Raw genomic sequence first — 20,287 nt, 5'->3', positions numbered from 1 at the left:
TACGCCGTCAGCACGCCGTTTGTCCGCCGTCCGGCAGCCCGCGAAGAGGCGGGGCGGCGGCATGCCGCCGCGGCTCATGGGTCGCGAGGCTGATCGGTCCAGTGCCTACGGGAAACGAGAAGTGGCGATGGACGCGGTGGATGAAGAGCGCCTCTGCAGGCGGACACCAGTACGGCGTCGTTGGGTGAAACTGGCCGACTGCGCCGAGCCTTCGGGCCTCGCGCGCAGGCACGTACGCGAGACCCTTGAGGGGCGCGTTTCGCCAGAGCAGGTCGACGACGCCGTTCTGGTCGCCTCGGAGCTGGTGGGCAACGCGGTCAGACACACAGCCGGCGGACCGGACTGCATGTGCGTGGAGGTCTACCGGAACGTGGCGGTGCTGCGGTTCCATGACGCGGGGCGGGATGTCTCCAGAGTCCGGACACGGTCGGCGGACGAGGGGCTGGATGATCTGACGGACAGCGGTCTCGGACTGCTGCTCGTCGAGGAGTTGGCGGCCGGGTGGTCGGTCCGGCCTACCGCGATCGGCAAGGAAGTGGTCGTGCTCCTCCTTCTGGATGCCGGCGGGCTACCCGAGGAAGACGCTCTTTCGCACGTCCCAACGGTACGTCCGCCCCTCGCGGCGGAGCTCCACCAACTGGACGGCAGCCACGGAGAGTTCGACGGGCGGAAGAACGCGGAGTCCTGAAACCGCATCCACGACGGGGGCGGCGGGACGCCGGCGGTTGTTGTAGGCGAGGCTCAGGTGCGGGCGGAAGGCCGACGTCGGCTTCGTCGGAGCGAGACCGGCGCTGCTTCCAGCCTTGGCCAGCGCGTGGTGCAGCCTGAGCAGGGGTTCCCACGGGCCGAGGGACAGGCGGACGGCGCCGCGGGAGCCAGCCAACGGAATGGCGCGTACGGAGAAAGCGGAGGGCACGAGCGCCTCGGCGTCCCGCGCCAGGCTGTCCAGCTGGTCGGGGACGACAGCGTCCGGCCTGCCGACGCGGGCGAGGGTGATGTGCAGTCCGTCCGTCGGTACCAGGTCGAGGCCGAGGGGCGCCAGCTGCTCCTGGCAGTGCCGGGCGAGGGCAGCGAGCGGCTGTTCGTCCGGGAAGGTCAGCATCCAGTAGTACGCCCGGCTGCCGTCCGCCCAACCAGGGCGTGCCCAGTGGTCGGTCATCTCGTCGAGTGCGCGGAACGCCGCCCAGTCGTGGGCCGCCGTGACCGCCGGATCGTGCGTGTCGGCGGGAGGCTCGGCGGGGAACGCGGCAGGATCGGCGCTGAGCAGGGGCACCCGACGTACTCCTTCGGCTTCACACTGCCCCGGAGCACGACGACACCGACGGCGCCTACGACGCGGATGACGCCATGGCCAGGGCCGCTGGCTGAGAGCTCCAAGTCCGGAACTCGTCGCCATAATCGCGTACCGCCGGGTGATCACGCCATGGCCCGGCCTGTTCGTGCAGGTCGCGGGAGCGTTGGTAGACGGAGCTGATCGGCGTATCTCCGCACAGCCGCAGGGCCTGACGGCCCAGTGCCATCGAGTGATTGATGTCGGGCGTGCGCTGCTGCAGCAACGCGGTGGCGACGTCGAGGCGTACGAGCGAACGGCTCCAGGAAGACGTCGAGTGCTCCACCAGATCGTCGATGTGCTCGGCGTCGCGCAGTACCTGGGCCGTGTTGCGTAGCGCCACGTGTGAAGTGACGGCGTTGGCCAGCGTTCGGGCCCTTCCATACGGCTCGAAGGAGATGCAGGAGGTCAGCCCGACGGGTACCTCGTGGAGGTCGGAAAGGCGGAGGGCCTGTCCGATGGCCTGCTCGACGGCACGGCGGTCACCGGTCTTGGCGAGGGCCCGGGCCCGTCCGTTGGCCAGCAGGCGAATGGACTGGGCATGGCGTGGGGCACGCTCGACGGCCGTGGCAGCGCAAGTGTCCGCCTCGTCGTACCGGCCAGCGTAGTAGAGGCCGAAGGAGAGGGTCCCGCACGCCCACAGCTCTGTGTCGAGGTCGCCGATCTCGCGGCTGAGATCCCGGGCTTCGGTGCAGTACGCCTCCGAGAGCACGAAGTCGCCCATGTTCACCGCCATGTAGGCGAGCAGGCCGGAAGCCCGGGCGGCGACGCGGAAGAGTTCCCGGCGCGTGCGTGGGGGCTGGCGGCCGTCGAGGAGAGTGTGGGCGAGCTGCCGCACCTGGCGGGCTTGGGGGCGAAGGACGTATGGCCCGTCCTGTTCATACCGGCTGGTGATGCCTTCCAGGGAGAAACCGAGGAACGAGAGCGTCGCGTCGTCGGCGTTGCTGGCAGTGAGCTGCCGGGTCCGGGCGACGATATCCAGTGGGTTCTCGTCGTCCTCGCGTGACGAAGGGAGACTGGGCGCCGGCCGATGCCCGTGCGACTCCGCGGAGAGGTCGGGCTCTGAGTCGTCGGCGTACGCCGTGGAGAACAGCTCGGACACGGGTCTGCCCAGCATGTGTTCCAGCACCCGGCAGGCGTCAGGGCGGGGCAGGGTCAGTAACTCCCCGCCGTACCAGCGGTCGAACTGGCGTGGAGAGACCTGGAGGGACGCCAGGCGGTGGTCGCGGTCAAGCTCCGCCAGTCGGACGGCGGCCCGCTCGTACTGGGCGGCGAAAGCCTCGTGCGTAGTCAGGTGCCGTTGCTGGAGCAGCTGCCGGAGCAGCGTTGTCCGTGGCATGGCCCACCCTCCTGGTGCGGCGTGCGGGACCGATGCGGAGACGCGTGCCGTTAGTGGGGTCGCGGCGACGCGTCGCCTGCAGGTCGACTGCGGCGCATGCACGTACGAACTTGCGCCGTGACTCCTGACAGCATGCCGACGCAACTACCAACTAGGCAATATGTCTTTAGAAGTTGACCCGTATGGGTTGTAGAGGCGTCCTCGGTACGGAGAGACTTCCGGCATGGCCTTGAAGAGAAGCCTGGTCCCGCAGTCGGTGTACCGGCGACAGCTCGCGGCACGGCTGAAGGAGCTACGCGACGCGACCGGGCTCACCCTCACCGAGGTCGCCGATCAACTGGAGGTCAACCAGGGGTCACTGAGCCGGATCGAGAACGGCGAACGTGGCACAACACCCGTCCTCGTCCGAGCTCTGCTGGACCTGTACGGCGTCGACAACGAGGACCGGCGTGCCGACGTGCTCGACCTTGTACGAGCGGACAAGGAGCAGCAGAAGCCCTGGTGGCGGAAGTACTCCACGGTGCTCACCCCGACCCGCTACGACGGGTACCTGGCGCTGGAGGCCGGCGCGACGCACCTCGCCAGCTACCAGCCGATGCTGGTGCCGGGGCTGCTCCAGACCGAGGGCTACGCGCGTGCCGTGATCTCCCAGATGAGGAAGGACCTGGCAACACCGCAGGTCGAGTCCCTAGTCAGGGTCCGCATGGAGCGACAGAACAGCCGCCTGGGCGGAGAGACCCCCGCCAGATTCTGGGCGATCCTCGACGAAGCTGTGCTGCGAAGGACAGTCGGCTCCGTCGAAGTGATGCGCGACCAGATGCGGAAGCTGGTGGAGGCAAGCGAGCAGCCGAACGTCACCGTGCAGCTGCTGCCGTTCTCACTCGGAGCGCATCCCGGCCTGTACGGTCCGTTCGTCATCCTGACCTTCCCGCACCCCACGCCGGACCTGGTGTGGCTGGAGAATCCCAAGAACTCCGTGTATCTCGAGTCCCCGTCAGACGTGGACAACTACACAGACATCTTCGACCAGTTGAGGGGCACCGCCCTCGACCCATCGGAGACCCGCACCCGCATCGCGCGCATCAGCAAGGAGCTCGAAGAGTGAGCACGCCCAACATTGCCGCTCGGCACGACGTCACGACAGCCCCACGAGGCGTCGATCTCGCGCACGCACGGTGGCGGAAGAGCTCGTACAGCGGGGGTGCCAACGACTGCGTGGAAGTCGCGGAACTGGACGAACACGCCGCAGTGCGCGACTCCAAGGACATCGGCCGTCGTCCGTTGCTGTTCTCGAAGGTGGCGATGCGAGCGCTGGTCAGTGGGATCGTCTACGGGTCGATTGGTGAGCGCCAGGGCTGGGAGTGGGGAGGGTGCCGTGACGGTCGTCGTGGTGGGCGCTCCGCTCTCACGACGGGGGTAGCACCTTTGGAGGCCGGGTTCTCCGTGTGACTCGTGGCCGAGGAGAACACCCGGACACACGTCACTCGCCGCTGGCGCGATGATGGGTCATACCTTGTCGAGCCCTGGGCGAAAATCCGGGTGTAGGGCCTCGCGGCACTCGCCATCTTCCGGAGGCCCACCGAGAACGACGCGACTGGTGAGCGCGACGCAGGCGTAACCCTGGGGGGTGCGGCCGCGAGGTCGCGCAGCTCCTTGCTGAGTCGCTGTCGGCCACGTCATAGACCCTCGTCGCGGCTGTGGGGATGCCCACTTCGAGGGGTCTCAGGGCCACCTCCTACGCGCCGCCAGCCGCAGTTACTCCGGCGAGGGTTTGCCGACCACTCGCCTGCGGAGCAATTCGACCTCGGCTCGCAACGCGGCGTTCTCCTCTTCCAGCTCTGCCTTGGTACGGCGGCTCACTGGAACGCGCCGAGGGCGCGTGTTCCGGCGGCTGGCGGGCGATGCGCTGGGTGGTTCCCCGAAGGGACCGATGGGCTCGAACGCCACGATCAACGAAGGATCTTTCCCGCATTCCCTGCAGGGCGCCGCGCTATACGGCGTGGTGTCGCTCAGGAGGCACGCGACCTCCTGGATATGACCGCAGTAGAGGCGTACGCGCCAGCGCATGTAATCCGACGGAGACGGAGGTCGAAAGGGCCCCAAAAGTTCCCGAATCCTACTGGCAGTCTCAGCAGACAACGGTGGTGCACTGTCCACCACGCGACGAATGTGCTCAGCCCTCCGTTCTCTCTCCTCCTGGCGGCGATGATCAGTTCGTGTGAGCTGATACTCGGCCAGTGGCGTGCCGTGGCTTTCGTAATTGTTCGTCACATGCCGACGCTACGAGCCCGGCCAGGCCCCCGCGGTGGAGGAAGCCTGCGGCCACCCAATCCGGTGAGGGCTCGGGGCCTTACCCAGTCCTACCTAGCCGTCGTAGGCAACGCGTCCCACCCGTATGTCTCCTTCCCGCGGGCACGGTGCCTACGGTCGCCCTGCCTGCGGACCGACAGCTCTGTCCGGCCGATCAGGCGAAGCTTCCTGGCCATCCGTAAGCTGTTGAATCGCGGCCAGGATTCCCTCCACCGCCCCGGGTTCGGCTGCGATGGCGGACAGAGAGACCGACGGCCAGCCCTTGTAGCCCTTCCCCCGTTGCACCTCCAGCTTCTTCGCCAACTCGGGAACAGTCGGCAGTGACTCCGCGAACCCTGCCGCGCCGTCGAGGCCGAGGTGATGGGTAATCGATCCGAAGCTGAAGGCGAGCTCCTCCTTCGCGGGGTTGTCGTACAGGGACAGCGTCCAGATCGGCACTTGCCGACCGGCGACGGGATAGTAGACGGACATGCTCGGGTACTTGGCCGTACCACCCTCCAGCCGTCCCCTGGCCGCCGCGTGATCAAGCAGTGCGGTCGCGATCCGCTTCGGTTCCGGGGCGAGACGAGCCCGTATCACCGTGTCCATGCCGTCGCGCGTGGTCCTCTGCGTGACGCGACTGCTGGAAGGAGACTTCGCCGCCGTAGCGACTTCCCCATGGATACGCGGGACCAAGACGCGAAGGTCTCCGTCGCCTCGGTACTGCGTCAACTCGACCGCGTACACGTCCGTCTGCCGCATCTGCCGGTTCAGGAACTCGACGATCGCCCTCAGCTCCAGCGGGATCCGGTCCGCGACGAACAGCAGCCGCATCTGCCCGGCGGCCAGCCGTTCCTCGACCATCGACCAGAACTCTTCCGCGGAACGGTCACCAAGCAGCAGTTCCCCGTACGCCTCTTCCAGCGATCGGCCGTCCGCGACGCAGGTCTCCTCGAAGGAGCGTTGGAGCAACGCTCCAGGCCAGTACCGCGCTCCGTTCGCAGCGTAGTCCAGCATCTGACCCACCATCTCGCGGCGGATACGCGTATCGCTCGCCCGCTTGACCTCCACCAGCGTGGGCACCCCGTCGGCGTCGACGAAGAGATGATCCAGCCAGTACGCCGGACCGCTCTCGGCGCTCGTCGGAACGCCCATCTCCCGCGCGACCAACACCAGCCGTAACGGCTGCCCATCGGCCAGCGAGCCGAAATCCAGCACCCGCGGATGGCGCGCGAGGAGTTCCTGAAACTCCTCCTCGGTTTCAAACGCGGCCGGCTCCAGGGCCTGCAGATCGCTGCCCAGGACGAATACCGGCTGATCAGTCACTTGATTCTCCATCCCTGTGAGCTGGCGACCATGGTCAACGATCGCTTCCGCATTGGTTGAAAGCCACCGCCAGCAGCGCCCCGCCGTCCGCGCTGTGAAACTTGCCCTCTCCAGAGGCAGTGACGTTCTTGTCACGGCACTGTCAGGACGCGTTCGTAAAGCAGGTCTTCGGTTCGGCGCATCTCGCGCTCGACGGACTCTGTCAGGTTGGGGTTGTCGATGAGTACTCCGAACTCGACGTTGCCATGCTCTGCGCTCCAGGAGAAGTTGGCGCTGGTCACCAGGAGGAACCGGTGATCGACGGCCAGGAACTTCGCGTGGTTGCGCACCGGCCCTCCGTCGAACTCCTTCGTTCGCAGGACGATGCCTGGGCGAAGGTGCGCAGCCACCTCCGCCGTGGTCGGTGACCAGGACTTCGGGTGCTGGTCGGCCGCTTGGGTATCGAGATAGACCCGCACCTCGATCTCCGCGCGGCGGGCCGCTCGGCGTAGCGCTTCCCAGAGGGCAGACGAGCGTTGGAAGTTGAAGGTCGAGCAGGTGACGGACTGACGGGCGTTGTCGACGAGATGGGCGACAGAGCTGGTCAGCGGGCCGCCCTGGGCCAGGTGGCCGGGCATGGTCCACAGCGGGTCGAGGGCGGTGGTGATGGACCGCGCTCCTTCCACCGCCCGCAACACGGCCATGATCTGGGCCGGACCCGGTCGCCCAGATCCAGCACCGCTTTCCAGCAGTGCCCTGACCTCGGGTCTGCGACCGGCGGCAACCACCTTGAGCGCGGTCGTCAACGTGTCGTCGTCCGCAAGGCGATCGGCTATCTCTCGGGCTTCGGTACCGGTGAGGAGCCGCCCAAGCCTCCTCGCCGCCGCGGGGTCAACCGGCGTGGCCGAAGAAGCCAAGGTTGCTCCCAGGCAGGTCGACAAGGAACCGGCGGTCGAGGAACCGGTTGGCCCGTTCGCACGAGGTCTCGGAGGCCATGACGCAGCAGTGGCAGGCGGCACCGTGGAGGAAGTCCTCAGGATCCCGCGGGGTGCGCGTCGCACAGATGGGATCCGAGGAGCACCTGGCCGCGCGGTAAAGGGCTCTGGAGACGACCCCCTGCAGACGCACCGGCTCGCTCAGCTGGACGAGCCCGCCGAGCGTTCCGTCGCTGTCTGAGGCGGTGGTGCAGATCAGCAATCCGGCGGCGGACGCTCGTTCCTCGGTTCCAGGCCAGGCGTACAGGCGCTCGCTCAGGCTTGCCGCCGAGTAGCCACAGGTCATGGCCAGTTCGCGGATCAGCACGTGGGCGAAGGTATGGACGAGCCAGTAGCGTGGGGGCCGGAGCCGGGTGTCCGGGTCTACCTCTACGGCTGTCTCGGAGAAGCGACGGTGGAAGTTGCGCCGGTGCGCCTCTTGGTGTGCCCGCCAGATGTCGGTGGTGGAGACACGGTCCTCCCACGCCGCGACTGCTTGGTCGTCGAGTTGCAGGAAGATGCCCTCCCCACGGTCCTCGGTCGCGACGGTCCAGGAGGGCCGGGCGGTGCGGGTCAGCGGGGCGAGCCGGCGCGGCAAGTCTCCGACGCGGTCCATGGCGTCGATCCGGGTGAAACCGATCAGCGCGTTGACCTTGCGCAGCCTTTCGACCGCGAGCACGCGGGTGATCTGGGGCGGCAGGTCCGGGTCGCGCTCCCTCTTCGAAAGCGTGAGGCCGCTTGACGGATCCTCGACCCCAGGGCCTAGCACGTCCTTCTGCAGGTACAGCCATTCGGGGACGAGGAGGTCGACGGGGTCCCAGGTGCGGATGTGCTCTTCCTGCTCCGTCTCGGAGGCCGGCGGGGCTCCGGCCGCCGCGACCGCCTCCGCCAGCTCCGCGTCCGACAGGTCGGTGACGTCGACCTTGCCGTCCAGCACGTCCCGCATTGTCTCCAGGTCGTCGCGGTACTTCGGCAGTTTCTCGCCCAGAGCGATGCGGATCTGGTCGGCGAGGTCGCTCTTGCGCTCCTCGGTGGATTCCGGCATGACGATGATCGAGTGCGTGGCCGGGAACCACAGGTTGGAGGCGCCGACGAGCATCAGCCGGGTGTCGTTGCCGCACCCGCCAGGCTCGAACGCGTCCAGGTGCGGGTGGCGCCCGCGGCAGCGCGGCAGCTTGGACTTCCCCGCCTCGCCCTGCGCCTCATTCATCGGCCTCCGCAGACCGCAGGACTCGCAGCGGATCACGGCCGACGCGCCCTTGCCCGCCGTGCGGTCGACCATCTTCAGCGCCGGGAACTCCGCCTTGTCGCACCGCTGGCCCTGGTGGACCCACAGGTCGTAGGGGAACTCGTCGAGGTGGCCGTCGACGCAGGCCAGAAGGTAGCGGGCCGGTACCGCCGTGCGGCGGGTCGGCCTGCGCGTCCGGTCACCGGCCCGGCCGGTGCAGCGGGCGTGCTCGAAGCAGGCCAGGTCGGTGCGGTAGGGGTGGGTGTTGCGGTAGTCGAACTGCGACAGCGCGCCGAGCATGTCGCAGCCGGTGCATCGCAGCCACTGTGGGAAGACGCGCGCCGGCACACCCAGGTCGTTGCCCTCGTTCGACAGGCTCATCTTCTTCGCCTGCCACGGGAAGGGGCGCAGCTGAATATCGCGAGAGCGCAGCAGTAGGCCCACGGCCTGACGCAGCCGCGGCGCGCGGATCTGCGGGATGCCATCGCGCCGACGCCAGATCCGCTCCCAGTCGTCAAGGCCAGAGGGCATGATCGTGAACTGCGGCAGGTCCATGATGGCGCCCGGACCATAGGTGTAGAGCAGGGACGACGGGCGGCCGGAGCCGACCTTGGCCCGGTTGTGCTTACGGCCCTCGTCAGACTCCCGCTCGGCGTCGCCCAGCGGATCGACGGCGTTGGACGCGTCGTAGAGGAACCGCGCCTCGGCGAGCGGTTCGGCGGTCATGAGTCCTCCTTGGGCGGAGCGAAGTCCCAGACCGGAGTCCCGGGCGGCTCTGTGAAAATCAGGTTCTCCTTGATCGGGCTCACCAGGAGGTTGATCTCCGGCTGCACCTCGCGCATGGAGTTGGCTACGACGAACGGCGGCGCGTCCTTGCTGTCCGCCACCGATCGGGCGTTCTCTGCGCTGATCATGAGCGGGCCGAAGTGGGCCTCGTCCAGCGTCCGCTCATAGACGAGCCCCTTGCGCAGGCCCGCCAGGTGCTGGCGCCGCTTCTCCCACTGGTCACGTCGGTTGCGCAGACGCTGACGCGCCCGGTCCGCCGCGTCCTCGTCGGACGCACGCTTGACCCGATCCACCAGAGCATCGATCAGTGCGTCGGCGAAATCGCGCTCTGCTTCGATCCGGCCCGCGCCCTGCTCGGGCGACAGGCTCTCGCGCCGGGTGGCCTGGAGTACCCGCGAAGCGCTGACCAGCACTCCGTCCAGTCCTCGCTCCAGGGAGGTGACCGAGAACGGGGTAACCGACAACGCCTCGACCCGGGCGTAGAACGTCTCGTGGTAGTGCCGGAACTGCTCGAAGTGCGCCAGGTCGCGCGGCCGCGCCCAGTTACCCAGCGCGACCACCAGCCCTGGGCGGTCCGCGGCGCGTCCGACGCGCGAGGACGCCTGGATGTACTCCGCCGTGTTCTTCGGCTGCCCGACCACGAGCATCAGCCCGAGCCGGGTGACGTCCACGCCGACCTGAAGCATCGACGTGGCCAGGATCGCGTCGTACGGGTTCACCTCACGGCTGGGCGTCGGCTTGCCGGCCTCGCGCAGCGCGTACCTCTCCCGCTTACCGGATGCGGAGTCGAAGGCCGGGTCGAACTGCACAGCCATCTGGTCCAGCGTGGTGGTGATGTCGGCGCTGGCCACGCGGGAGGTCAGTTCTGCGGTGTTGAGCGACCCGTAGTCCGTACCGGTGCGGCGCGGCAACAGGGACCACGGCCGCCGCTTGGCGAGCGCGGTCTGGATGTCGTCGCCCATGTAGCGGGCCATGCCCGCCAGTTCACGGGTGGCGCTGAAGTAGCCGACCAGAGTCATGTAGGGGTCAGCGGCCATGCCGGAGCGGTCGATCAGCAACTGCGCGCCGGCCATGAGGACCTCGGCGACGCGGATCTCCGCCGTGGTCAGCCGGACCCCGGTCGTGCTGATGCCCACGTACCGCCGGCCGGGGAACTTCTCTGAGACGGGCTCCTCCTTGGAGAAGAACGTCCTACCGGCGTCGAGCACCTGGGGCGGGAAGATCGTCACATCGCGTCCGTAGAGGGCACGCACCTGGTCGGCCGCGTTGCGGGCGGTCGCGGTCGAGGCGACCAGCAACGGCCGGACGGGTCGGCCTTGCGCGTCGCGCCACGCCGCCATCACGTCGACCGCCACCTCGAACAGGCCCACCGTTGTGCCGAGCGCCCCGGTGATCAGGTGCAGCTCGTCCTGGATGATCAGGTCCGGCGGACGCAGCCGTCCCACCGGCCGAACCCCCGCGGCTGGCAGGCCGTCCTTGGCCGGGTGTTTGCCGTTGTCGGTCAGCTCGCAATACCGGGAGTCCGGGTGCACGTAACCGTGCCGGGCACAGCGCCGGGACATGTAGCCGAACAGGGTGGCCGCCTCGCCCTCCCGCGCCAGCCGGGCGAACTTGTCCACAGTGGCGATGACGAACGCCGGGGTGAGCCGGTAGATCTCCTCGTCCACCGTCAGGACCGGCAGCCCCTCGGCCACCTCGCCGCCCTCCGCGAACGGGCAGTCGGCCAGCTCGTCCCCGCAGTACACGTGCACACGACGGGTCGCCTTGACCGCCCGCACCTCCCGCGCGCCGATCTTGCTTCCACACCACGGGCACCGCTGGATCTGCAGCACGGTCAACCGGTAGCCCGGACGGTTGTTGGCCTTCTCCAGCTGCGCCGCCGCCTCGTCGAAGCGCTTCGGGCTCACATCCGTGCCCACCCATAGCCCGATCCGGAACGGCTCCTCGCCCCATGTCTCCGGCTCCGCACGGCGAGCCAACTCGGCCGCACACACCAGCGCGGTCGCCCGTTGGAACTGCTGTGCCGTGAGCAGCCGCAGCGTGTAACGCATCAGCACGGCCACACCCGCGCCACCGTCCAGCGGGCCGTCCGGGGTCTCCACGACGCCCTGCCGGCGCCGGATCGCGAACGTGTACGCGGCCAGACCCAGATACGCCTCGGTCTTGCCACCGCCGGTGGGGAAGAACAGCAGCTGCGCCTTGGCCAGATTGCCGGAGCGCTTCTCCGCCGCCGGGTCGGTCAGCAGCGGCAACTGCATCAGGATGAAGGCCAACTGGAAGGTGCGCCACGAATGCGCGCGGGCAGGGTCTTCGCCGAGCACTGCCGCGCGGGCCTGCTCGATGCTGGCCTGCGCGTGCTTGGCACGGTGCTCGGCCACCTGAGTGTGGACGCGCTGGTCCGCCATCACCCGGTTCATGAACCGGAAGCAGCGCAGCGCCTCGTCGTCGCCGAGCAGATGCTCCAGGCCCTCGCCGAGCTGACGTTCCACCTTGCGCGCATCGCTGACCGCGTCCAGCCCCTCCTGCCGCAGGTGCTCCGGCAAAACTTCAGCGCGCCGCTCCTCGCCGTCAAGCCAGGCCGCGTAGCCGTCCACGATCGGCTTGAGGCCGGCCCGCAGCTGCTCCGGAGTCGCCGTGGCGAGCTTGGTCATGTCCAGCAGCGCCTCGCCGATCTCCTCCGCTGTGGTCTGCGGCGTCTGACAGGTCGGCAGCCACGTCGTCCACACCTCGCTGGCCCGCCGCGCGTCCTCCGCCACGTGCCAGTCCACCGAGCACGTGCGCCCGACGGCGAACTCCAGGCGGTCGCGGTACTGCAGATTGAGCCGCCGCAGCTCGTCGTCCTGCTCACGGCGGGTGTCCTCCAGCGGGTCAGCGACTGGGAGGAACACGTCCGCGCCGCCGGCGTTCACGGTCAGCTTGGTCTGGTACAGCCATGCCTCGACCGGGATCTTGCGTGGCGTCTCCCGGTCGTTACACAGGGCCACCTCGACGATCAGGCAGCCCCGCGATTCGTCGTCGTGCCGGTCGACGCGCAGCACGACCTTGTCCTTCAGCGGGAATTCTGTTGTTTCCCCGGCCTTGAGGTCGGCGACCGTGATCTTCTTGGAGATCTCGATGGGCGTGCGCTTGTAGCGGCGGACACGCGACACGTCGGCAGTCTCGGACTCCACCTTGATCGGCTCGTACAGCCCCCACGAGGTAGTCACTGTGAACGACTCGAGATCGGTCGGAATCTGGCAGCGCAGCCCCATCGACGCGGGGATCATCAGGCCGCGCTGCTGCGGCTGGTCCTCCACACCGGCGTCCTCGTCCGCGCCCGCGCTGCTCTCATCGACAGCGGTGACGGGCACGCCGCGGCTCTCATCCGCATCCACGGCGTCACCGACATCAGTGGCAGCCTCGGCGGCGTCAGCGTCCTGTGGGTCATCGCGGCTGGCGGTCAGCTTGAACGGAGCGATCCGGCCGATCAGGTACGCCGCGTCCGGTGCCGCGTCCAGGACTTCTTCCGGGCCGCCTGTAGGGCCGAGGAGCTCGCGTTCGAGGATGTCGACCAGGTTCTCCCGAGCTGTCCACGACCGGCCGTCCGGCTCGTACGCGAGCCGGTACTGCGGCCGGTCGTCGGCCGCGGCAGCCGGTGACGCCCCGGCCGACTTCGCGCTGGGCGTGCTCACTCGTCCTCACCCTCGATCTCTTCGTCAGCGTCGGCCGGGGCTGGCGCCTGGCCCTGCGTGGCGGCACGGCGGTGGTTCTCTTCGAGCAACAGGTCCAGGATCTCCACCCGGGCGACCGGGCTGACCGTCCACCTCCGCATCTGCCGATAGATGTGGAACCCGTGCTCCAGTGGGACATCGCCCCAGCCATAGGCGTCCATGACTGCCTCGTCCAATGCAACGTGGATCTGCCGCATTCGCCTGATGTCAGGATCGGCCGAGCCGGTGATTTCCGGGTCGTTGACCAGATTATAAAGCTTAGTCAGCCCGAGCCTCCGCCGAAACATGATCTCATGCCGCTCAGAGTCAAGGACTCGCCCAATATCCGCCAACTGGCTAGTGGATTCGGGTCGCGGAAATGTCTCAAATACATCAGATGGAGTATAACGCGGATCATTCCGCATCCCCGACCCATACTTGATTGCCCACATTTGATGCGGATTTGACGACAGCACCGCCTGATCAGAAAATGAATCCGTGGCAAAGACGTTTAGGGTATTGCTATAAACTTGGCAATTCGACACTCGCATCGGCATGATGGTCTTGCTGATAAAGGCAATGGCCAGCACTTCATCGAGTTCGGCAATCGCTTCACGCATGACAGGACGAGCACGCAAATACTGCCACCAACCAATCCCCCGTGTCGACTTTTCTTTAGTTGCCCGCTCAGGCTTGACTCGCTCCAGAACCCGCCTGTACGGCAACGCGAAACTCCGCGCCTCACCCTCTGACATTCCATTAAAGTCGATAATCCAGCGGGAGGCTGACGCATCCGGCCGCGAGTAGAGATCCTCGCCGGTCAGATAAGGGAACAAGACCTTCGAGTTACCGCGATCTTCAGCCACCCAAGCGTTTGCTTCCTGCGGATCAAGAATAAATCCGGAGCCGAATGGAATACACCCTTGGAATACAATCAAAGAGTTCTCGGCCAGGCGCTTAGGGGCACCAGCTACGCGGCCAGTAGGCTCCAGCAGTGTGGATACTGCGGACACAGCCTTTCCGTCGGCAAAACGCGGTACGTCCGGTGCTACCGTTCTGCAAGTTCCCCAGACTGCGGCATACTCGAGATTTGCGCTTGCGGCTGGCCACGACCTACTCTGAACAGCTCGCGTGATAGTGAAACCTGCGGAGACCAAACGATCCAGTCCAACCTCGCGCGTGTCGCCCTGAGCGACCGTATTGGTGGCAATTAGCCCGAGGTTTCCGCTGGGAGACAAGAGAGAATGCGCTCGGAGCAGGAAGTATGCAACGAGATCGCTACGCCCTCCCATACCTCCGGCCAAAATATTGGCAATCCATTCTCTGATATTCGACCCGACAGATGACGAAACCTTCTTTACTCCAAGAAACGGCGGGTTCCCGACGATGGCGTCGAAGCCGCCGCGTTCTGCCACATCGGGCACCATCAGCATCCAGTGCAGCGGCTTCCATCGCTCGTAGTCTGTCTCGACGGTCGGGGTAAGCCCTGCAGCCAGAATGCCGTCTAGCATGGTGCGGTTTGGTGTGCAGCCCCTTGCCGGGTAGGCGAGGCCGACGGCGATGCGGAGGTTCTCGTACACCTCCGTCAGCGCCTTACCGGGCTTCCCGCCAAGCCGCAATCCGGCCGCGATCACGCCGTCGGCGACATCCGCGAGTTGGCGGGTGAGCTGCTGGTACTCGCGCCACTGCCGCCGCTTCGTTGCCGCCGAGCGCTGGGGGTCGTCGTCGTTGACCTCGCTCGCCAGGCTGCGACGCAATCTCGTCGCTCGGGTGAGTACGCCGTCGATGTCGAGGTGGCGGATCACCTCAGCCCCTTCACCAAGGTCGAAGAGTGGTGTCGCAGCTGCCTTGGCCGGGGTGATGTGGAGCGCTCGGAGCTGCTCGGCGTTGGTGAGGCCGAGCAGGGAGTTGCCGTGCAGCACCTTGTCATCGACGAACGAAAAGGGGAGCTTGGGGTCAAGGGAGACCAGCCACAGCGAGAGCTTGCACATCTCTACGGCCATGGCGTTGATGTCCGCGCCGTAGAGGCACTTCGCGACAACCGTCCTTATCGCGTGGACGTACAGCTCGTGCGCCGTCCCAGTCGCCACACCCTCGCGGCGCCACGCCTCGACGAGCCGTGCAGCCAGATATCTAGCGGCAGCAACGAGGAACGCGCCGGAGCCGCAGGCGATGTCGGCGATCTTGAGGTCGAGGATGTCGTCGGAAGACACAGGCTGCCATGTGTCGCGGTCGGCAGTCTGGTGCGGCCCCGGGTTGAAGACGAGCGGCTCCAGGGCGTGCTGGACAACCTCCTCTGCCAGGCTGCGCGGCGTGTAGTGCGCCCCCGCCGTGGCGCGCGATGGGGTTTCGACGAGCAGCACACCGCCGGGCTCGACGACGAAGGGCCGGTTGCGTAGGTCTCGCCGAACGATGCCGATGAGGGGCCTCAGCCGGTCGCGCAGGGCCTCGTCGGTGGTGACGGCACGCAGCGCCCGTTCGACGTCCTCGACCTCGCCGCTGGTGCGGATCGCCTTGGCCAGCGCGGCCTTGGACGGCGGCTTGGCGGCGGGCTGATCGTCCTTCACCCAAGCCAGGATCGCGTCGGCCAGTCTTGCCGGGTCGTGGTACCGAGCGGCCATAGCCTCAAGCTCGGCCAGCGGCATCTCCGGTTCCTCGCCGAGCTTGCCGATGAGACCGACGGTGACCTCGTCGACCTCCTCGCTGGAGTAGCCGAGCAGGCCCTCGTAGATGTAGCCGATCTGTTCGACGTCAATGTCGCGGAACGAGATCCGCCGCGCCGGCTCGCCCCGCAGCTGGGCCATCTGCACCGAACGCAGGACCTCCAGCATCACCCGGTCGCTGACCGTGATCGACAGGGTGCCACGCGGGCTGCGCGTGGTGAGGAACGGGAACCGGTCGGGGTCGAACAGTGAGCCGCCGTACGAGGGCAGGCGCAGGTCCTCGAACGAGGCGCCGCGTGAGAGCGCCTGAGAGGTCGCCAAGAGGCGGTGCCAGGTGAGGTGGGTGCCGTCGAGTGACTCGCTGTCCTCCTCGCGCTCGCGGTGGTCGAGGGCCTCCAACTCGTCGCTGATGCCGTAGCCCATAGCGAACAGTCGGCTCTGCGGGAGCAGCCCGCGCTCTTCGGCGAAGAGCAGGAAGACCACGCGCATCATCACCGTCACGGCGGCCTCATAGACCTCCTCCCGGTCTTCAGGCAAGGGGTCGGACTCGTCGTGGCGGACGGCGTCCAGGGCGCCCTCCGAAAGGGCCTGAACGAGCAGCTCGACCGCTCGCCGCACTTGGACGCCCAGCGCCTCGGTAATCTCCTCGGCGGCGGCGACCGAGTCGCCGAACAGTTCGGTCAGCCGGTCCTCGGAGCGTCCGCCGACCAGCCGCCGGAGTCGGAGCATTTCGAAGAAGGCGTTGCGGGTCTGAGGCTCCTCGATCCAGGTCTGCGCGTCAACGATGCCGGAGGCGACCATGGTGTCCTTGCGGGCGCTGACGATCGCCCACCAGCGTCCGTCAGTGACGACGCCGATCGGGACGTGCCCGTGCCGGAGCAGTTCTTCCATTCGGTCGATCGGGCTGGTTGCCCAGCCGTCGTCCAGCGGGTCGCGGAGTGAGTCCACGGGGTCGACGACCAGGACTAGCACGCCGAGGGTCCCGCCGTGGGCGAGCGCCCCGGTGGGCGTCACCGTCACGGCGTGGTTGGGCGAGCGCACGCCGTCGGCCACCTCGGCGAATTCGGCCCCGGCGAGGTCGGTGGTGTAGCGGTCGCCCCAGCCGAGGACGTTGCGCAGAACCAGCTCCACCCACGAGTCGCGTGCTTCGCCATAGCGGTCGAGCGCAGCCGAGTCGTCCCGCCGCAGGTCCCAGTCTTCCCATGCCTTCTCGAACGCCGGCTTGGCTTCCTTGAGCAGGGCCACCTGGTCGGTGCCGAGCTGCGGCATCCCCTGCGGCCAGACGCGCTTGAGGGCGGGAACGGACAGAAACGGGCCGTCGGCGTCGACCAGCTCCAGCCACGCGCGGTGGAGGTCGGCTGCGGACCGCGCCGGCCCGGCGGACTTGCGCCTCATGACTGCACCCTCCCTGCTTCTGCGTCGGCCGGAGTCAGCGCGAAGACCACGGCCGCGGCGGACACATGCGGTTTGACGTCGGCATACCGTTCGCTGATCGCGGCGATCTCACGCTGCTCCTCCTCATGGAGGCTGGCCAGCCGGTCCTCCATCGCCCGCAGGTCGCGGCGGCGCTGCGCCTGCTGGTCGTCGGTGAACAGCTGCTTCTCCTGGGTCTCGATCTCCTGCGACAGTTGCTGGCGGGACTCCTCCAGATTGACTCGGAAAGCCGCGAAGATCTCCCGGGCGCGAGCGATGTCGGACTGCCTGCGGTCCCGCAGGGCCTCAGTGACCCGCTCCTGGTGGGACTCGGCCCGGCGTGCGACTGCGGCGAGCAGCCGACTTCGCAGGCGGGAGTCGTCGGCGCTCCACGTCTGGGCGAGCGCCGCGCGCACGCCCTCGTCGGCCAGCACCATGCGCTCCGCGTCGAGGGCCTTGTCGAGCACCTCTTCGACCTTGGCCTCCGCCATCGCCTGGCCGCGCAGGCGGACGCCGGTGAGAAAGACCTCCTCGTGCAGCCGCAGGCCCCCGCGCCCAACGAGGACCAGCCGAGAGACGGCGGCCACGCAGGACTGCGGCAGATCCTCGACCACGACCGCGGTCACCCGGTGCACCGGAGACTCGACGCCGAACAACGCACTGCGCAGCAGCCGGGCCGACCTCTGCATCAGTGCGTGGCCAAGGTGGATGTGTACCAGATCGGTGCGGTTCTGTGCAGCGTGGTCGTCGAACGTGATCGGACGCAGGAAGCCTGGGTTCAGACGGGTATCGAGGCCGTCGAGGGCGTGCTGCCAGGCCGACCCGAGCGGCGGGATCTCGAACACCCTCGCCTCGGTGCGGTCGTCGCCGATCTCGTTCAGCGGTGGTTGGGCGGTGAGCGCGAGGGCCGCGTCCACCACGCGGCGCGCGTTGCCGGGGGTGAGGTGCATTTTCAGCTTGTGCTGATCGTAGGTATTAGACAGCTCGGTGAGGCGGCGATTGAGCTCCATGCCGCCCGCCAGCGCGCGAGTGATGATCGCGTCGCCGCTCTCGCGGGCAGCCGCCTTGGTCCTGCGTACCGTCGAGGTCGGGCTGAAGTGCTCCTGCAGGTCGGCGTCGATGATCTGGTTGACCGAGCCGAGGTCGTGAGCGACGTTCCCGACCTTCTCTGCGATCCGGCGCATGAAGTCCATGTCGGCCGCATAGGTCGCCGAGGTCGTGTCGGGCTGGAAGTGGTAGATCTCCGGCGTGTTCCGCTGGCCGTAGCGGTCGATGCGCCCGATGCGCTGCTCGAGTCGGGAGGGGTTGAACGGGACATCGAAGTTGACCAGGCGATGGCAGTGGGCCTGCAGGTCGATACCCTCACCGGCCGAGTCAGTCGCGACGAGCACCCGCACCCGCTCCTTGCTCGGGTCCTCGCTGAAGCGGGCCCGGATCTCCTCCCGTTCCTCCGTCGGCGTCGACCCCTGGATGGTGGTCAGCACCTCGCCGTAGCCGAGCTGGGTGAGCACGCCGGTGATCCAGTCCAGGGTGGCGGCGTACTCGGTGAACACCACCACTCGCTCGTTCGTCCACAACTTGCCATCCGGTCGGCAGATCGCATCGAGGAAGCCGATCAGAGCCTGAAGGCGGGAGTCCGGCCGGTACTCGTAACCCTGGCCCCATGCGACCAGCGCGGAGATCTCCTGGGCGGTCGCGGCCACCAGCGGGTCGGAGCCCTTGCTCTGCCGCAGAGCGGTGAACTCCGGGTGGTCCGCCTGACCCTCCTCCTCATCGGGCTGACGACTGCCGAGGACCTCCTGGTAGTACTCGTCCTCGTCGTCCAGATCCGGCAGTTGGCCGGTCACGGCGGCCTGCTCGTACAGCTCCAGCGTGCGGGCGAACGACCACGGACTCGACAGGAAACGCTTCTTCAACAGCATCGCCACGATGTCACCGGAGCGCTTCTTGCCGTTGGCCCGGGCGCTCTCGGCGAGGATGCGCTCCAGAACGGCGAACTGCTGCTGCTCGCCGCCGTCCGGGGTGAACTGAATTGTCTTCAGCTGGCGGACCTTGAAGTCCTTGTCCTTCAGCTCGGTCTTCAGCCGACGCACCGTCACCTCACGCAGCGCCCGCTCGTCGAGCAGGGCGCCACGCTTGAACCGGCGGCCATCGATCATCTCCAGCAACGCGGTGAACGACTCCGGATAGCCGTTGTGCGGGGTGGCGCTGAGGAACAGGCGGTGCTCACACCTCTCGGCCAGCTCCCTCGCGGCCGTCGTGCGCTGGCTGTCCACGGCATAGCCGCGGCGCCCGTCCGCCGCGCTGGGGCTGGCTGGTGCTACGTGGTGCGCCTCATCGACGACGAGCACGTCGAACGCGAAGCGTCGGGCCGTGGCCGTGTCCCGGGCATCGGCGTAGGTCGCGCGCAGCAGACGCTGAGCGCGCACCGTCGGTAGCCACGACAGGCTCACGATGACCCGCGGGAAGAGCCGGAACGGATTCGCGTTCAGCCCATGGCTGCGCCGTACCTGCGCCATCAGCTCGCTGTTGACGATCACGAAGTCCAGGCCGAACTTCTCCCGCATCTCGTCCTGCCACTTAAGCGCCAGGCTCGGCGGGCAGACGATGACGACGGAGCGCGCCCGGTGTCGCAACAGCAGCTCCTGGATGACCAGGCCGGCCTCGATGGTCTTGCCCAAGCCGACGTCGTCGGCGAGTAGGAGGTTGGTACGGGAGGACTGAAGGGCGCGGCGCAGCGGCTCCAGCTGGTATGCCTCGACGTTGGCGCCGCTACGGAAGGGCGCCTGGTACGAGTCGGCGTCGGCCGAGGTGACCGCGCCCCAGCGCACGGCGTCCACGAAGGCCGCGAGCGTGTTCGGGTCGTCGAAGCCGTCCACAGCGATCGTCTCCGGCAGCCCCTGATCGGGCTCGACAGTGTGCCCGACCTCCAATTCCCAGACGACCGCCAGCTCTTCGCCGAGGCGGTCCTCTTCCAAAGACTGGAGGCTGACCACGTGCGTGAGCTGAGCCGTGCCCTCGTCGGCGGGGCTACGAGGCAAGCCCTGCTGGCGCACGTCCGCCACCGCCCAGGTGGAGCCCCGAACGTTGACGACCTGCCCCGATTCGGGGAGTGGAGGCAGAGCCGCGGGCTGCCCGTCTCCCGGTTGCCCCTGAGACCGCTGCTCCGATGCGACAGTCATCCCGCGCCCCTTCGCCGTTCGTCGCCGCCAACCGGGTGGGTGGTGCAAGCCACTGCGGGACCATGAACAACACCGGCCCGATCATTTGG

11 protein-coding genes are annotated in these 20,287 nt (G+C 67.7%); 3 read left to right on the top strand and 8 right to left on the bottom strand.

Annotated features, from left to right (window positions below; translation table 11 throughout):
- Positions 1-61 precede the first annotated feature (61 nt).
- Entirely contained in the window at positions 62-688 is a 627-nt protein-coding gene (locus O3Q52_RS54085) for an ATP-binding protein (RefSeq protein ID WP_332112829.1), read from the top strand.
- Here O3Q52_RS54085 and O3Q52_RS00690 read toward each other — a convergent pair.
- Positions 569-1,273: a 2'-5' RNA ligase family protein gene (locus tag O3Q52_RS00690; RefSeq protein WP_269646795.1), complete on the bottom strand. Its 705-nt coding sequence runs from the start codon at positions 1,271-1,273 to the stop codon at positions 569-571. The genes O3Q52_RS54085 and O3Q52_RS00690 overlap by 120 nt on opposite strands.
- 55 nt (positions 1,274-1,328) lie before the next feature.
- Entirely contained in the window at positions 1,329-2,669 is a 1,341-nt protein-coding gene (locus O3Q52_RS00685; protein ID WP_269646794.1) for a M48 family metallopeptidase, read from the bottom strand.
- A gap of 223 nt (positions 2,670-2,892) precedes the next feature.
- On the opposite strand from O3Q52_RS00685, the gene O3Q52_RS00680 reads away from it, so the two are divergent.
- Together O3Q52_RS00680 and O3Q52_RS00675 are read left to right on the top strand one after the other, a co-directional pair.
- Entirely contained in the window at positions 2,893-3,774 is an 882-nt protein-coding gene (locus tag O3Q52_RS00680; RefSeq protein ID WP_269646793.1) for a Scr1 family TA system antitoxin-like transcriptional regulator, read from the top strand.
- Positions 3,771-4,118 carry a DUF397 domain-containing protein gene (locus tag O3Q52_RS00675; RefSeq protein WP_332112828.1) on the top strand — a complete coding sequence of 116 codons (348 nt, stop codon included), beginning with the start codon at positions 3,771-3,773 and terminating at the stop codon, positions 4,116-4,118. Before O3Q52_RS00680 ends, O3Q52_RS00675 begins: the two co-directional genes overlap by 4 nt.
- Before the next feature lie 972 nt (positions 4,119-5,090).
- Here O3Q52_RS00675 and O3Q52_RS00670 read toward each other — a convergent pair.
- From O3Q52_RS00670 to drmD, 6 genes are all read right to left on the bottom strand, one after another.
- On the bottom strand, positions 5,091-6,296 hold the full coding sequence (locus O3Q52_RS00670) for a hypothetical protein (RefSeq protein ID WP_369124159.1): 1,206 nt from the start codon (positions 6,294-6,296) through the stop codon (positions 5,091-5,093).
- Between the two features lie 119 nt (positions 6,297-6,415).
- Positions 6,416-7,180, bottom strand: a complete 765-nt coding sequence (drmC, locus tag O3Q52_RS00665) for a DISARM system phospholipase D-like protein DrmC (protein WP_269646791.1) — start codon at positions 7,178-7,180, stop codon at positions 6,416-6,418.
- Positions 7,155-9,191, bottom strand: a complete 2,037-nt coding sequence (gene drmB / locus O3Q52_RS00660; RefSeq protein ID WP_269646790.1) for a DUF1998 domain-containing protein — start codon at positions 9,189-9,191, stop codon at positions 7,155-7,157. The genes drmC and drmB overlap by 26 nt, the downstream gene beginning before the upstream one ends.
- Positions 9,188-12,922, bottom strand: coding sequence for a DISARM system helicase DrmA (gene drmA / locus O3Q52_RS00655; protein ID WP_269646789.1), 3,735 nt, complete (start codon positions 12,920-12,922; stop codon positions 9,188-9,190). Before drmA ends, drmB begins: the two co-directional genes overlap by 4 nt.
- Positions 12,919-16,998, bottom strand: coding sequence for a DNA methyltransferase (locus O3Q52_RS00650; protein WP_269646788.1), 4,080 nt, complete (start codon positions 16,996-16,998; stop codon positions 12,919-12,921). Before O3Q52_RS00650 ends, drmA begins: the two co-directional genes overlap by 4 nt.
- Positions 16,995-20,198, bottom strand: coding sequence for a DISARM system SNF2-like helicase DrmD (gene drmD, locus O3Q52_RS00645; protein ID WP_269646787.1), 3,204 nt, complete (start codon positions 20,196-20,198; stop codon positions 16,995-16,997). Before drmD ends, O3Q52_RS00650 begins: the two co-directional genes overlap by 4 nt.
- Positions 20,199-20,287 lie beyond the last annotated feature (89 nt).

It is taken from the genome of Streptomyces sp. ActVer, assembly GCF_027270795.1.
Taxonomy (GTDB): domain Bacteria; phylum Actinomycetota; class Actinomycetes; order Streptomycetales; family Streptomycetaceae; genus Streptomyces; species Streptomyces umbrinus_A.
The sequence above is the reverse complement of the archived record's forward strand: the minus strand, read 5'-3'. Positions and strand labels throughout refer to the sequence as shown.